The following is a 13925-nucleotide window of genomic DNA, read 5'->3' on the forward strand; positions in this document are numbered from 1 at the left end:
CAGCATATTGCCAAACCGTTAGCACCAATAGAAAGCCTAGTCTTTTAATCCAAAGGCTATGGACTTAAATCATTTTACAAAATAAAAGGAATTAAATTTTTGTGTTTCGTCAGGTCGGATTTTCAATGTTATGACAAAAACGAAGTGCTTTTTCTTTTAATACAGACTCACTTTAATCCTAATTAACTTTTCCTTAACTCACTTGAGTCTTATTATAACTCATGTCATTAAATATAAGACCTACATTGCAGTTCTTATTGAAATTAAAACTAATAAAAATAATGAAATATGCATTTTTAGTAATAGGCTTGGTACTATCAATTAGTCAAGTTTTTGGACAAAGAACAATGGGGCAAAGCGAACCTACAGAACCACAATCGATTGAGCTAAGCGAAGTTCATGAAATGGTGAAAAATTTAGCCGATTCAATTTCCGTAAATTATATTGATGGTAAAAAAGCACCTATTCTAAAAGAAAAACTATTGACGGAATTAAAAGAAGGAAATTTGGACAGTTTCACCGAAAAACAAGCTCTTGCCAAACACCTTTCTGAAATTTTAAAAACTTGGAGTAATGATAAACATTTCAGCATTGCTTTGGCGGGACAACGCCAAATGATACCAAAATCTTATGGCCATTTTACCAATCAAAATTATTTTTTCGAAAAAATGGAACACCTAAAAGGCAATATTGCTTATGTCAAGTTCAATCGATTTATTCCTCCGGCAAATGCAGGGAGTTTGGTTGTTTCTGCAATGCTTTTTGCAGCAAATTCTGATGCAGTTATAATTGATTTACGTAATAATATGGGAGGGGCACCACAAACCGTTAGTTTATTAGCTGGTTTTTTCATGGAAAAACCTACTTTATTAGATATCAATGAAATTCGTTCGACAGGGGATAAATATGAAACGTGGTCGGCCGAAACAAATGTTATAATTAATTCTTCAAACCTAACAATTCCTACATCTGATTTAGAAAAACTAAAAAAACTACCTCTCTATATTCTAACTAGTGATTATACTTTTTCGGCTGCAGAAATGTTTAGTTCATCTTTGCAGGGGCATAATCGTGCTACACTAGTAGGTGAGACAACAGGCGGTGGCGCTCATGGAATTCGTCCTTTTTCAATTTCACAAGGATTTACAGCCTTTATTCCATTCGCGCGTCATTATCATCCTCTCACTAAGAAATGTTGGGAAGTGGTTGGAGTTCAGCCCGATATTCCGTGTGCTGCAGCTGATGCTTTACGAATTGCTCAAATCAATATTTTGAAAGATTTGCAAAATAAGCCTGATCACGACACAATAATCACTGAATATTTAAAAGAATTAGAAATCGAAACCAAAGAGTAATATCTGTATTACTATATAAATCCAAAATGCTAATAATGCTTGTAATATTTGGAAGAACAAATGCTACCATCTATGAGTTTGCATTAGATACTGGGTCATTAAAGAATTAACAGGTGCTAACAATATATAACCGTCATTAAAACGACCGCTTATAATATAACGTTGTATATCATTTAATGAAAATTAATTAACCTAAATAAAAAAATGAACTCAAGAATAACTACAATAGCATTATTTCTTTTGGTTTTATTGATCAATTCTTGTAAAAATGAAACAAGTGCAAAAATTGAAGCTGAACCAGCAACAATAGATTTAGTAAAAGTTAAAAAACTATTACAGGAACTGGACGACCAATTTTCGGAAAATTTTAATAATGCAGATTCGGTAGCTTTAGCCGAGCATTACGCTAAAGAGGGAACCTGGGGTTCTATTAAGGGTAAAGACAATTTAATTTCTGCCTGGGGAAAATCAATCCGATACGCCAATGAAAATGGCACTCCAAATGTCAAATTCAAAATCAGTTCTGTTTCCAGTGATGGCGAATTTGTAGTTGAAATAGGTAGTTTTGAATTTTCAGATTTAAATAATACTGTTAAAAGTAAGGGTAAATACCTTGTAGTTCGAAAACTAGAAGATGACAAATGGAAAATGTATCGCGATATTGGACTGTAAAAAACAAACACACAACAATGGCTATAGCTCATTAAAACGTGCCATAGCCGAACCGTTGGCTTTAATTTAGCAACAAACCCAATCTTAGCATTATATCTCATACGTATTAGTGTTCTTTTATTTTATATTTTAAACATATTTGTATAATTATGAGTATCCAAACCATAAAATTCAAGTCTAAGCTTACAGAAAAGGAAGTGATGAATAAAATCAATATGGTAAATTAGACATGTGATTATAAAAAACCAAATGGAAAAGGACAAGAATAAATCGTTTACTAAATGGTTGGAGATCCTGCAGCAGGAAAGTTGGCAACTTGAACTATTGATTTCTGGCTTTGCTATTTTTTTACTCGCCGAATCCTATGAGTCAGTTCAAAACCTGGATTATCAAATTGACCTATTACTATCAGGGAGTCCCTATTATGGATTACTGTATATACCTTACCAGGTATTATTGGGTGCGTGGTATGTTTTGATTATCAATCTTATACTCCATGTTTTGTTACGTGGGCTGTGGATCAGCACAATAGGATTACGCTATGTGTCCGGAGATATTGATTTTAACAAGCTAAATATCAGTCCTAAATTTGATCGCTTTCTTCGAAGCAAGATTGTGAGTTTCGATTTATATATCCAGCAACTGGAAAAATTATGCAGTGCTGTTTTCGGTTTTACTTTTCTTATCATTTTTATTCTAATTTCCGGTGGTCTTTTTGTTATAGGAATTGTTATCCAGGCAATGACTATGAAAGTGGTAAGCAGCAGATTCGGAGGTGCATGGGTCTTGGTTATTGTGCCTTTTTTATTATTATATTTATTGGGAGGTTTTATTTATTTCCTTGATTTCATTACCCTTGGTTGGATAAAACGAAAAAAAAGAATTGCCAGGTTCTATTATCCTATTTATCGCTTTTTTAGCGTTATTACTTTGGCTTTTATCTATCGTCCGATTTATTATAATTTGTTGGATAATAAATTCGGCCGTAATATAGTTTTATTTTTAATCCCTTATCTGATTGGTTTTACCTTAATTGCTTCATTGACCATTAATACACATGCTTATCTGCCGGGAAATCGAACGTTACAATCCATTAGCAACAATTTTTATGATGATACCTTAGAAGACAGGGCTTCATATTCAGCAAGTATTTCTTCCAAATTTGTCAAAAACGGATATGCTCAACTTTTTCTACCTTATGTCGCACGTATGGATGATAAAGTTATTGAGGCCATTTGCCCGGACTTAAAACCAGCTAAAACAGGCTTTTTTTTCTTTGGAAATAATGATCCGTTACGAAACAACATGAATGCAGATTTGGCTTTGGACTGCCACGTCCAACGACTTAAAATATATGTTAATGATACACTATTAAACAATCTTAAATACCGGTTCCATGAACACCCTGCTCGCAAAAATATTGGATTACTGACTGTTCTGGATGTAGGATACTTGCCTCGCGGAGAACATTCAATAAAAGTAGATGTGCAAATTCTCGAAAATAATAATGGAAAAGACACCTTGTTTTTTCGTGAAACCGCCCTTATACCTTTTTGGAAAGAATAGATTAGATTCTTCAATTAATAAGACAGAGATCGTTGAGGGAATAGCAAAGACTAACAAAGCATATAATTAATAAAGAATAGAAAATATAAATTATGAAAATAACTCTCAGGATCGTATTCCTACCCCTATTGATCATCTCGATAAACTCCTTTGCGCAAAAATCATCAAAAGAACTTACTGCCAAAATAGAGGCGATGGCAAAAGTAGGAGCATGTTATTCACCATCATTTTCACCGGATGGCAGTGAAATAGCATTTATATCAAATATTAGTGGAATTCCACAATTATGGAAAATCCCAAGTACTGGGGGCTGGCCTATACAATTGACAAACTTTAATGATCCGGTTTCCAATGCAATCTGGTCACCAAAAGGAAATAAAATTGCCTTTCAACTTGCTCCCGGTGGTGGTATGAATAGCCAGATATACACAATCAAGGCAGATGGAAGCGAAATTAAACAAATTACCAGTGGAGGAAAATCAAATAATTGGATGGGCAACTGGAGCGACGACGGAAATTATTTGTCCTATTCTTCAAATCAAAACAATCCTTCAGGCATGGATAGTCATCTGTATAATATGCTGACCAAAATGACTGAATTGAGCATAGTGAATCAAGGAATCGGGCGCATTACTGATATTGGCAAAGACAATGACCGGTTTTTACTGTCAAGAGTAGCGAGTAGAGGAAGTAATGACCTATATCTAATTGATAAAGAATCTAATGAAACACTACTAACGAAACACAGTGGTCCAGGTAGTTTCTATGGTGAGTTTTCTCCGAATGGTGAAATCTATATCTCCTCAAATCTGAATAGAGATAAGATAGCGTTTGGAAAAATTAAGAACAGAAAAATTGAAGTATTAAGTGAACGCGGAGATTCGGAATTACAGAACTTCATTTTTAATGAATCGGGATCAATGGCATTACTTGTCTGGAATGTTGCCGGGAAAAATGAAATAAGTCTTTTTGATATCCAAAACCAAAAGGAATTAAAGACATTAGATATGCCCGTAGAGCAAGTGGGAGGAGGAGATTTTTCTTCTGATGACCGTTACTTTCTCTTCACAGGAAGTGGCTCCACAGAACCTGCTAATGTCTGGCTTTATGATTTCGAAAATGACACGTTCACAAAATTGACGGACAGTCCGCATCCTGGTATCAATCTTGAAGAATTGATTGCCCCGGAGCTGGTCAAATTCAAATCATTTGATGGTTTAGAGCTGAGCGGATGGTTATACCAGCCCGCAGTGGGCAATAGTCCTTATCCGACTGTAATCAGTTATCATGGCGGCCCCGAGGGTCAGTCCCGACCATCATTCAGTTATACTTTTCAAGCATTGTTGAGTCAGGGCATAGCGGTCTTTTCTCCAAATGTCAGGGGATCCTCAGGTTTTGGAAAGGAATTCGTGAATTTAGACAATGGTGCCTTACGAACAAATGGGATAAAAGACATTGAAGCTTGTTACAACTATGTGGTTGAATCTGGTTTTGCAGATAAAAGCAAGGTTGGAATCATGGGTGGCTCTTATGGCGGTTATATGGTTATGGCAGGAATTACGGAGTATCCCGATATGTTCGCTGCAGCTGCCAACTTATTTGGGGTAGTGAATTTCATTACTTTTTTCGAAGAGACGGAACCATGGATGGCTGCGATTTCAAAAGTTGAATATGGAGATCCGGATACTGAAGCAGATATGCTAAGAGCGCTGTCTCCTATCAATAAGGTTGCAGTTGTCAAAACTCCGACAATTGTTTTACACGGTGCAAATGATACAAATGTTCCTGTTGTTGAGGCAGAACAAGTTGTAGAAAATCTTAAAAAAAGAAATATTCCGGTAGAGTATATTTTATTTCAAGATGAAGGACACGGGTGGAGGAAAACTTCCAATAAGGTTATGTCAACGGTGTCAATCGTTAACTGGTTTAAACTATACCTGCTTGAAAAGTAATAGCAGTTTCATTATATACAAACCGCTATTACTTAGCTTCTATTATTAACTATGCTAATACTTTTACTTGATAATTACCTGGTGTAAATTTAAATGTCTTCATTAATCTTGTCCATGTATTGATTTGAGATATTGCCAAGGTTAAATAACAAATCTCTTCTTTATTAAAATGAGGGATCAATCCATCAAATACGCCTTCACTCAAAGGATCTCTGCTTAATTTAGTAAGCACCTCCGTAAGGTGCAATACAGCAATTTCCTTTTCTGTAAAATAAGGTGTTTCTTTCCATACACATAAGGATGATAGCCTTAAGTCTGTTTCCCCTAAATGTTTAAGTTCTTTGTGATGCATGTCTACACAATATGCACAACCATTTTTTTGAGCGACTCTAAGCCTGATTAATTCGAGTAAATTTGTTTCCAATGATGAATTGTTGATATAATTTTCAACTGCCATTAGATTTTCGAACATTCCTTTCGGAATATCATTGTAGGTAATTCGTTCCATAATATTTGTTTTATTGTTTGTATGTATTTCCTATTGTAGTACTAAGAAGCAATGGTTTCCACATAATTGCCTACGATCTCCTTATTTTCCATTCTTTCAGGGATCTCAGGATCATGCGATGGTAAATAAATTGTAGGGTTGGATTTTGAAAAAGACAATACGCGTTTTAGTGTATTTATACTCTGTTCTGTTCCGATGCCATCCGGAATAAGGTTGAGCAAATTTTCTTGAGTATAGGATGTGTCTCCGGCTAAAAAATAATATATACCCTCTATTTCCACCACTACTGATATATGATTTGCCACATGGCCCGGAGTAGCAACTATCATTACTTTTCTGTCTTCAGTTACTGCCAAGCTCTGATTGAAGCCATAATAGGGTTCGTTAGGAAGCGTAATTAAATTTGGTTTTAACCATTTTGGCCATCTATGGGGTAAATAGCCAGCTAGTTTCCCTGATATGCCGGAACCCACTTTATATTCATTTTTCTCTATGAGAATTTCCGAGTTTGGAAAATGACTCAATCCTCCCGCATGATCAGTGTGCATGTGCGTCATGATAACTTTTCTAACATCTTTAGTAGGATCAATTCCTAATTTTAGCAATTGTGGTCCAATTTCATCTTGTGGATGCACCTTGAATTGCACGGCAAACGCATAATATGGGTGCCATTCTGGTAGATATCCCTGCTGTCCTGTTTTGGAAGTTTCTCCTGTATCAACAACAATTATACCTTCTGGATGTTCAATTACCCACGCATATATTGGAACCCAATCAGCCCATTTTTTTCCCAGTAGGACTTTGAGCATTTGAGGAGCAGGACCTTTGGTTTTACTAATCTGATTTTCTTTGATCCGTACAAGTCCGGTTTTAATTCTGTGAATTTTCATAACGTATAATTTATTTGTACTGTTTTAGTTTTTTTAGTACTATTATTAAAAAAAATTAACTCGTTATTATCCCGTTTAAAAACACCTCAGTGGTATCCTCATAAACATTTTGATTCTGCATATTTAAGAAACTTATATGCTCCGACTTAAGTGGTAATTCCATTAGGTTCAAATAGACGGCAAGAATTAGATCAATACTAATATCATTTCTAACCTTTCCTTCCTTAGCTCCCAATTCAAATAAACTTCTATAATATTTATTAATTCTTTCCATTCTCGTTTTCTGATAATACTCCCATATTTCCGGTGTATTTATCTGAAGATCTCTTAAGAAATCTTCACTAACGCTCACTAATATATCCTTTGTAAACTCTGATACTGCTATCAACTTGCCTTTAAAGCTAAGTCTGTCGTCACTGAGAATTTTCTCCAACTTGGAATTAATCTCCAGGTTCAAACTTTCTATAACAGCCTTAACAAGGTCCTCTTTTGAAGCATAATGGTTATATAAGCTACTTTTACTTGTTCTAAGTTCTTTTACCAAACTATCCATAGAAACTTTGTAGAATCCATATTTTAAAAACTTCTGTTTGGCAATATTAAGAATACGAGCTTTAACCTTCATAGAAAGATATTAAATGTACTATTTTAGTATTTATAGTACAAATTAACAATAAAAATTTTTAACTGCCAAATTTTATATTGAAACTACCGCCAACAACATATATAACAAATAGCTGATTCAGTGCAAATAATCAAAGCTTGCGCTTTTTTAATACATTTATGCTATATAAAAAGATAGTGAAAATTAAAACGCTGCTTTACATATACGAGACCGTTGTGCTTAATTAAAAAGAACTTACGGCTTTAAAACAATAGCTATCGGGATAAGCAATAATTAAGTTCATTAGACAAGAAATAAAACGAATAAAAGACAATGCATAATTCGGTTAATATAATTGGAAAAGAGAGAACATAAACTATGAAACGAATTTTATCTGAGGTTTTTCAAATATCAATAGGTGTTCTTCTTGCAAGTATAGGACTAAAAATGTTTTTACTGCCCAACGGCTTCCTGGACGGCGGTGCAACAGGAATTGCCATATTGTTAAGTGAACTTTTCGATTTTGATATTTCTTATACGCTATTAATTGTAAGCATCCCATTTCTCATATTGGCTTGGTTTTACCTATCTAAAAGGATTTTTATTAAATCGGTGATATCAATCCTCTCATTAGCAATTATTATCCATTTCGAAAATTTTTCTGCAATAACAGAAGACAAGCTTCTGATTGCCATATTTGGTGGTCTTTTCTTAGGAGCTGGAATTGGTTTGACTATAAAAAACGGTGCCGTTTTAGATGGTTCAGAAATCTTGGGGATTTTTTTAAATGATCGTTTAGGTATAAGTATAGGAAAGGTTGTGCTTTTTTTTAATGCAATTCTATTTGGAGCAACTGCAGTATTGCTTTCACTTGAAGTAGCAATGTACTCCATATTGACATTCATAGTAACCGCTAAAGTTATTGATCTAATGATCGAGGGGTTTGAAGATTTCGTTGGTTTAATGATTGTGTCTGAAAAAACTAATGAAATTAATAATGAGCTTATTCGCGTTGTTGGAACAGGCACAACTTTATATAAGGGATCAGGAGGCTTTGGAAAAAGAGGCGCTCAAACTGCAAAAGACATTATCCACACTGTAATCAATAGAATTGATATTAGAAGGACATATAATTTAATTAACGCTATAGATAAGAATGCCTTTATAATTGAATTTGACGTAAACAACATTAGAGGAGGTATGTATACAAAATATTTTTCCAAAGAAGGCTTAAAAAAACTATCGCCAACAATGCATAAAAAACCAGCGATTTAAGCGCTGAAACCAAATAACAACCTTATACAGCTCGAAATTAAACTAAAACACCGGTAAATAGAACCCTTAACTATATATGCAAAAGCATTGGCATGCATATTCTGCTTGATCAAATTTCAAGATCTACAAGTTCATTTCTTCTATTTGCCTGATATCCCTTGAAGAAGTTCCGATTCGTAGCTTGTATGCCCCTTTTTCAAGAGCCCATTCCCCGCCAGCTTCATCCCAATAACGTAACTCAGAAACCGGAATACTAATAGACAGGCGCTCAATTGCCCCCGGCTCTAAAATACTGGTTTTTGCAAATGCTTTTAGCTCCTGAACAGGACGATCAATGGTTGATTCAAGTTTTTCTGTATATACCTGAACAACTTCTTTTCCAGCAATTTGCCCTGTATTTTCAACGCTTACAAGAATATTGATCATCCCATTTGACAGGCTTACTTCTAGGTCTGAATAGTCAAAATTGGTATATGAAAGTCCAAAGCCAAAAGGATAAGAAACCTGCAGGTTGGCTTTATCGAAGTGCCTGTAACCTACATAAACACCTTCATCATAGTTCGTATAGTCTCTGTTTTGGACTTGCTCAGCTTCCGGCCTCTCCTCCTTCTGAAATAAAAGACCAGAAATCGCCTCAGTGTATGTAAGATGTCCCCCTGTCTGAGGAAAGTTGGCATTTGAAGCATGGTCATCCAACGCAATTGGGAAAGTCATTGGTAATTTACCACTTGGATTCACCTTTCCGCTTAAAATATCTGCGACAGAATTTCCTCCTTCTTGTCCTCCTTGCCATGCCAGCAAGATTGCATCTGGTTGTCCTTTCCAGGAAGCGGTTTCAATAACTCCTCCAATATTGAGGACCACAATCAGTTTTTTGCCGGCATCCTGGAAAGCCCTGGCAGTACTGGAAATCATTTCCCGCTCTAATTCCTTCAGCAAAAAGTCATCAACCTCTACCCTGTCGCCTCCTTCACCTGCATTTCTGCCAATAGTCAAAATACCAACGTCTGAACTTTCCACTATTTCTTTTAGTTGTTCAGCAGTAAATGTCATCTCAGGTGGTGTATATGGAGTAAACATGGCATCAATGCCTTCGGGCTTGGTAAATGCCTTTTCGTTTGCTGATCTATGCAGCTCATACAGATGCTTCGCCGCTTCATTGATTTCAAAGCCGGCATTCTCTAAACCTTTCTCAAGAGAAATTGTGTAAGCCTCATTCACATCTCCCGAGCCTGTGCCGCCCGCAATAAAATTGTAAGAAGTGATGCCTAACAGGGCAATATTCCTGGTATTTTGTAAAGGGAGTGCATTCTTATTTTTAAGTAACACCATTCCCTCAGAGGCAGACAGGCGTGTGGTTTTAGCATGTGCATTAAGATCGGGATTGTTTCCATACTCCTGTTTCTGCATCTTCCTGGTTTTCAGTATCAATTCCAGAATACGACTTACAGATCTATCAACAGCTTCAATAGACAATGTTCCATTTTCGCTGGCTTCTAAAAGTGCGTCCCACTGTTTTTTGGTTCCCGGTTCCAATAGGTCGTTCCCGGCACTTATTTGAGCCGCAGCATTCCTTCCCCCAAACCAATCACTCATCACGAGTCCTTCGAATCCCCAATCGTTTCTTAACACATCAGTGAGCAAATATTCACTTTCTGAAGTATAAGTACCATTTACTTTGTTGTAAGAAGTCATAATTGTCCAGGGTTGCGATTTTTGTACAACAATCTCAAAGCCTTTTAAATAGATTTCTCGCAAGGCCCTTTCGGAAATGATAGCATCATTCAAATTTCGCTCGGTTTCCTGATTATTGGCAACAAAATGTTTTACAGAAGTACCAATACCGTTAGATTCAATACCATTGACCATAGCAGCGCCCATATTCCCCGTCAATACCGGATCTTCTGAATAATATTCAAAATTTCTCCCACATAAGGGGTGACGATGAATGTTTGCGCCCGGCCCCAAAATAACATCTATTCCGTATTCCGATGCTTCCTTGCCCATGGCATTACCAACCTCCTGAACAAGCGCTTCGTTCCAGGTTGATGCGAGCAAAGTAGCTATTGGGAAGGCAGTGCAATAATAGGTTCTGTCCTCACCTTCTCGTGTTGGTTCTATTCTTAGGCCAGCCGGACCGTCTGATAAGTATACCGTCGGAATTCCCAGCCTTGGGGTAGGCACAATAGTACCAACAGCCCCGGGTATTCCCTCTCCCGGTTCATTCATTCCAATAGCCGAAGCAATTCCCGAGCCTTTAAGCAAATGGATCTTTTCCTCTAAAGTCATTTGTGAGACCAGGTCTTTTACCCGCACATCAATTGACTTGCGATCATCTTCGTAATCATCTAACCGGTCATTCCCATTCCTATCTAAAAAAGTGTACCCTTCTATCGTTAATTCCTTGATATTAGAGTGGTCAGGATAGTCCTTTTCAAAAGTAAAAAAGCTTGACTTTAAATAGGACCAACCGATAAACGCGGCAATTGCTATCAGAACAATTAAGGATGTTAAAATAATCAAGAATCTTTTTAAAATCTTCTTCATGTTTTTAAATAGTGTCTTTAAGACACAAAAATAACACATTCCTTTTCGTGGCACAATGCCTCAAATCTTAGTAGTACCATATGACTGTGCAGGGTATCATTAAACATGGAGAGGATAATTTCTTACTGAATCGTTCAAATGAGCCAGTATAAATTTAGTATCCAATACTATTAGATATTGCCCTCATTGCAAACGCTGCTTGTTCAAAAAACGATACCACAACAGGACAGAACCTCTCGTGAAAAGCGCGCTAAGGCTGTCCAAACAAAAGAATATTCCACCATGGAAGCAGGCTGCGCTTCATATAAAAATCATAGTATAGCATTTGGAACAAAATTTTGGTAATTATTCGTGTTTCTTTTTTAATCCAGTTTTTTTAACCAGCTTCGGACTTCGTCTTGAAACAGGGGATCAAAAGCCTGCTGGCTGGCAGTATCCCAATCCACACATCTATCCGAAACTTTGTAGAATCCGTGTTGGCCTCCCTTCATCACTTTTATCCTAAAATTATCAGGTGGCCTATTTTCAAAAAGAGTATTGAAATGTTGGATATTCTGCTCAGGATTGACATTTATATCGTACTCAGCAAACAATAGCAAGGTTGGGCATTGAATTGATTTTAAAACCTCATCATTGTTATAATCAGCTATCAGGTACCAGAATCGGGCACTACCAATTAAACCGGATATTTTACCTACATTATAACCAAACCTTTTGTTCTTCCTATCTTTCTTCATCCGCTTTGTCAGTTTGTCTCCTGAAAATCCATTGCACATGTATTGCAAACTGTCATTAGAACTTGTCTGCTCCTTTACACCAACTGTTGGGCCAGCCAATGCAATTACGAAAGCTACATCCTTATGTTCTGCAGCAACAATTTGAGCAATCCACCCCCCCTGACTGTGACCACTTATACCAATTCGCTCAGAATCAATGAAGGGCAATGTCTTTAAATAAGTTATGGCTGCATAGGCATCTTCAGCTCTCCCATAAAAATTATTTTTTTTCCAGTTGCCGGTAGATTTTCCTAATCCTCTCTTATTGCAATACAAAATAGCATACCCCCGCTCGAGCAAAACATCCTCTATATAAAATTTATGTGGCCCCCACGCTTCGTTTTCGTATCCATCAAAGGAGTGATTCCCGGAGCCTTGTTGAAAAACAACAGCAGGTGTGTTATCATTATTATTGGGTCTTATCAGTATGCCTTCAATGGTTTCTTCCCCACTTTTAAAATATACTTTAGAAGCCAATCTCTCCTGACCATTCACATAGCTGTTTATTATCAGGGCAATTATGATGATTAATCTTGTTTTCATTTTTTATTTATTTTATAACTCATTTTTTTCCACAAATACTCAAGTGGTCCCTGGTCCCTTCGTTTTAACCATAAATAACTTATAACAGACTGAAAAATAAAAAATAATAAGGCAATCATCAAAGTTTCCGCATAGGACAACTTTCCAAATAACTGAAACATATTGGTGCAATGAAAAAACACTACCAGATAAAATACTGACTGAAATATATAATTAGACAATGCTGTTTTTCCAACATACTTAAACCATTGAAGCATTTTCTTAAAAAAACCTTTTTGATATAAATGAACAAAAAGTGCTATATAACCCAAGGCCTGTAGAACCATTCCTGCTGCTATAACAAAAGGCACCCAAAGCAAAGGAATATCCAATTCAATTTCACCGGTCATCACTTGATGAAAAAAGTAGCTACAGATAATCCCCACAGAAAAGCCCAAAATAATGAATCTATTCGTTAATTTTTTCAATCGTGCAGGAAGTCTGAAAAAATCCAGTTTTCCTAAAATAACCCCGATCAGCATATTACCAAAAGTATAGACCAGTGTAATAGGCATATCATTAAGGAAATTTACCCAAGGCGCCGTGATGAAGTTTATCTTCAAATATTCTAAATATGAGTTTGTTGTTAGCCATTCTGAGGCCAATGCATAATCATAGTCATATACCTGCCATTCCAAAGCGCTATTCCCAATAAATACGATTCCAGTTAGCAATACATTAAATATAATGGCGAGAATCACTAGTTTTTTTATGGACCAGTTCCTTATCAATAATAAAAAAACACCTCCAAAGGCATAAGACATAATAATATCACCATCCCATATTAAAAAACAATGTATTGTTCCAATTAAAAAAAGTAAGACCATTCTTTTTAGAAAGTAACTTTTAAAGTTTACTCCGCTCTTCTCAGCCCTTGACATTTGGATGTAGAACCCAAATCCAAAAAGGATGGAGAATATGGTAATAAACTTTTTAGAGATCAATAGATCCATTAAAAAGGTTAAGGATTCATCAAATATGCCCGTAATGGGTGGTTCTCCGCCATAAGGAATGTTAGCAAATAAAACTCCTAAAAGGGCAAAGCCCCTCAAGGCATCTACAACTTCAATCCTGGATTTAGTAATTGGTTTAAATGTTTTCATCTTCTTTTATGATTATGTTTCTTTGTATCCGGTTTTCGAACACTTAACAAGAAGACCTGAAGATATAAGGGCTGTTACGCTTTTTTAAACTTTGC

Annotated in this window: 11 protein-coding genes; 5 read left to right on the top strand and 6 right to left on the bottom strand. The window is 36.1% G+C overall.

Translation table 11 applies throughout. The features are described 5' to 3' along the window. The first annotated feature begins 281 nt into the window (after positions 1-281). From Q0874_RS12160 to Q0874_RS12175, 4 genes are all read left to right on the top strand, one after another. Positions 282-1355 (top strand): S41 family peptidase, encoded by a 1074-nt coding sequence (locus Q0874_RS12160; RefSeq protein ID WP_299163560.1) that lies wholly within the window; start codon positions 282-284, stop codon positions 1353-1355. 204 nt (positions 1356-1559) lie between these two features. Then, the gene (locus Q0874_RS12165) at positions 1560-2027 is read left to right on the top strand and encodes a nuclear transport factor 2 family protein (protein ID WP_299163562.1); all 468 of its coding nucleotides are present in this window, start codon (positions 1560-1562) and stop codon (positions 2025-2027) included. Positions 2028-2276: 249 nt separating this feature from the next. Then, a complete protein-coding gene (locus Q0874_RS12170; RefSeq protein ID WP_299163564.1) occupies positions 2277-3593 on the top strand; it encodes a hypothetical protein in 1317 nt (438 codons plus the stop codon). A gap of 92 nt (positions 3594-3685) precedes the next feature. Next, complete coding sequence (locus tag Q0874_RS12175) at positions 3686-5545, top strand: S9 family peptidase (protein ID WP_299163566.1); 1860 nt, start codon at positions 3686-3688, stop codon at positions 5543-5545. Between the two features lie 49 nt (positions 5546-5594). Here Q0874_RS12175 and Q0874_RS12180 read toward each other — a convergent pair whose 3' ends face one another. The 3 genes from Q0874_RS12180 to Q0874_RS12190 are packed head-to-tail and all read right to left on the bottom strand — an operon-like array spanning position 5595 to position 7568. Then, on the bottom strand, positions 5595-6053 hold the full coding sequence (locus tag Q0874_RS12180; RefSeq protein WP_299163568.1) for a carboxymuconolactone decarboxylase family protein: 459 nt from the start codon (positions 6051-6053) through the stop codon (positions 5595-5597). A 41-nt stretch (positions 6054-6094) separates the two neighbouring features. Further along, a complete protein-coding gene (locus Q0874_RS12185) occupies positions 6095-6943 on the bottom strand; it encodes an N-acyl homoserine lactonase family protein (RefSeq protein WP_299163569.1) in 849 nt (282 codons plus the stop codon). Positions 6944-6998: 55 nt separating this feature from the next. Then, positions 6999-7568 (bottom strand): TetR/AcrR family transcriptional regulator, encoded by a 570-nt coding sequence (locus Q0874_RS12190; RefSeq protein ID WP_299163570.1) that lies wholly within the window; start codon positions 7566-7568, stop codon positions 6999-7001. A gap of 357 nt (positions 7569-7925) precedes the next feature. On the opposite strand from Q0874_RS12190, the gene Q0874_RS12195 reads away from it, so the two are divergent. Further along, a complete protein-coding gene (locus tag Q0874_RS12195; RefSeq protein WP_299163571.1) occupies positions 7926-8822 on the top strand; it encodes a YitT family protein in 897 nt (298 codons plus the stop codon). 123 nt (positions 8823-8945) lie between these two features. On the opposite strand, the gene Q0874_RS12200 is transcribed toward Q0874_RS12195, so the two are convergent. The 3 genes from Q0874_RS12200 to Q0874_RS12210 all read right to left on the bottom strand — a co-directional run bounded on the left by Q0874_RS12200 (position 8946) and on the right by Q0874_RS12210 (position 13830). Then, a complete protein-coding gene (locus Q0874_RS12200) occupies positions 8946-11369 on the bottom strand; it encodes a glycoside hydrolase family 3 N-terminal domain-containing protein (protein WP_299163573.1) in 2424 nt (807 codons plus the stop codon). Between the two features lie 362 nt (positions 11370-11731). Beyond that, a complete protein-coding gene (locus Q0874_RS12205; protein WP_299163575.1) occupies positions 11732-12688 on the bottom strand; it encodes a prolyl oligopeptidase family serine peptidase in 957 nt (318 codons plus the stop codon). Then, positions 12685-13830, bottom strand: a complete 1146-nt coding sequence (locus Q0874_RS12210; RefSeq protein WP_299163577.1) for a DUF418 domain-containing protein — start codon at positions 13828-13830, stop codon at positions 12685-12687. The genes Q0874_RS12205 and Q0874_RS12210 overlap by 4 nt, the downstream gene beginning before the upstream one ends. Positions 13831-13925: the final 95 nt, after the last annotated feature.

It is taken from the genome of uncultured Eudoraea sp. (assembly GCF_947490415.1).
Lineage (GTDB): Bacteria > Bacteroidota > Bacteroidia > Flavobacteriales > Flavobacteriaceae > Eudoraea.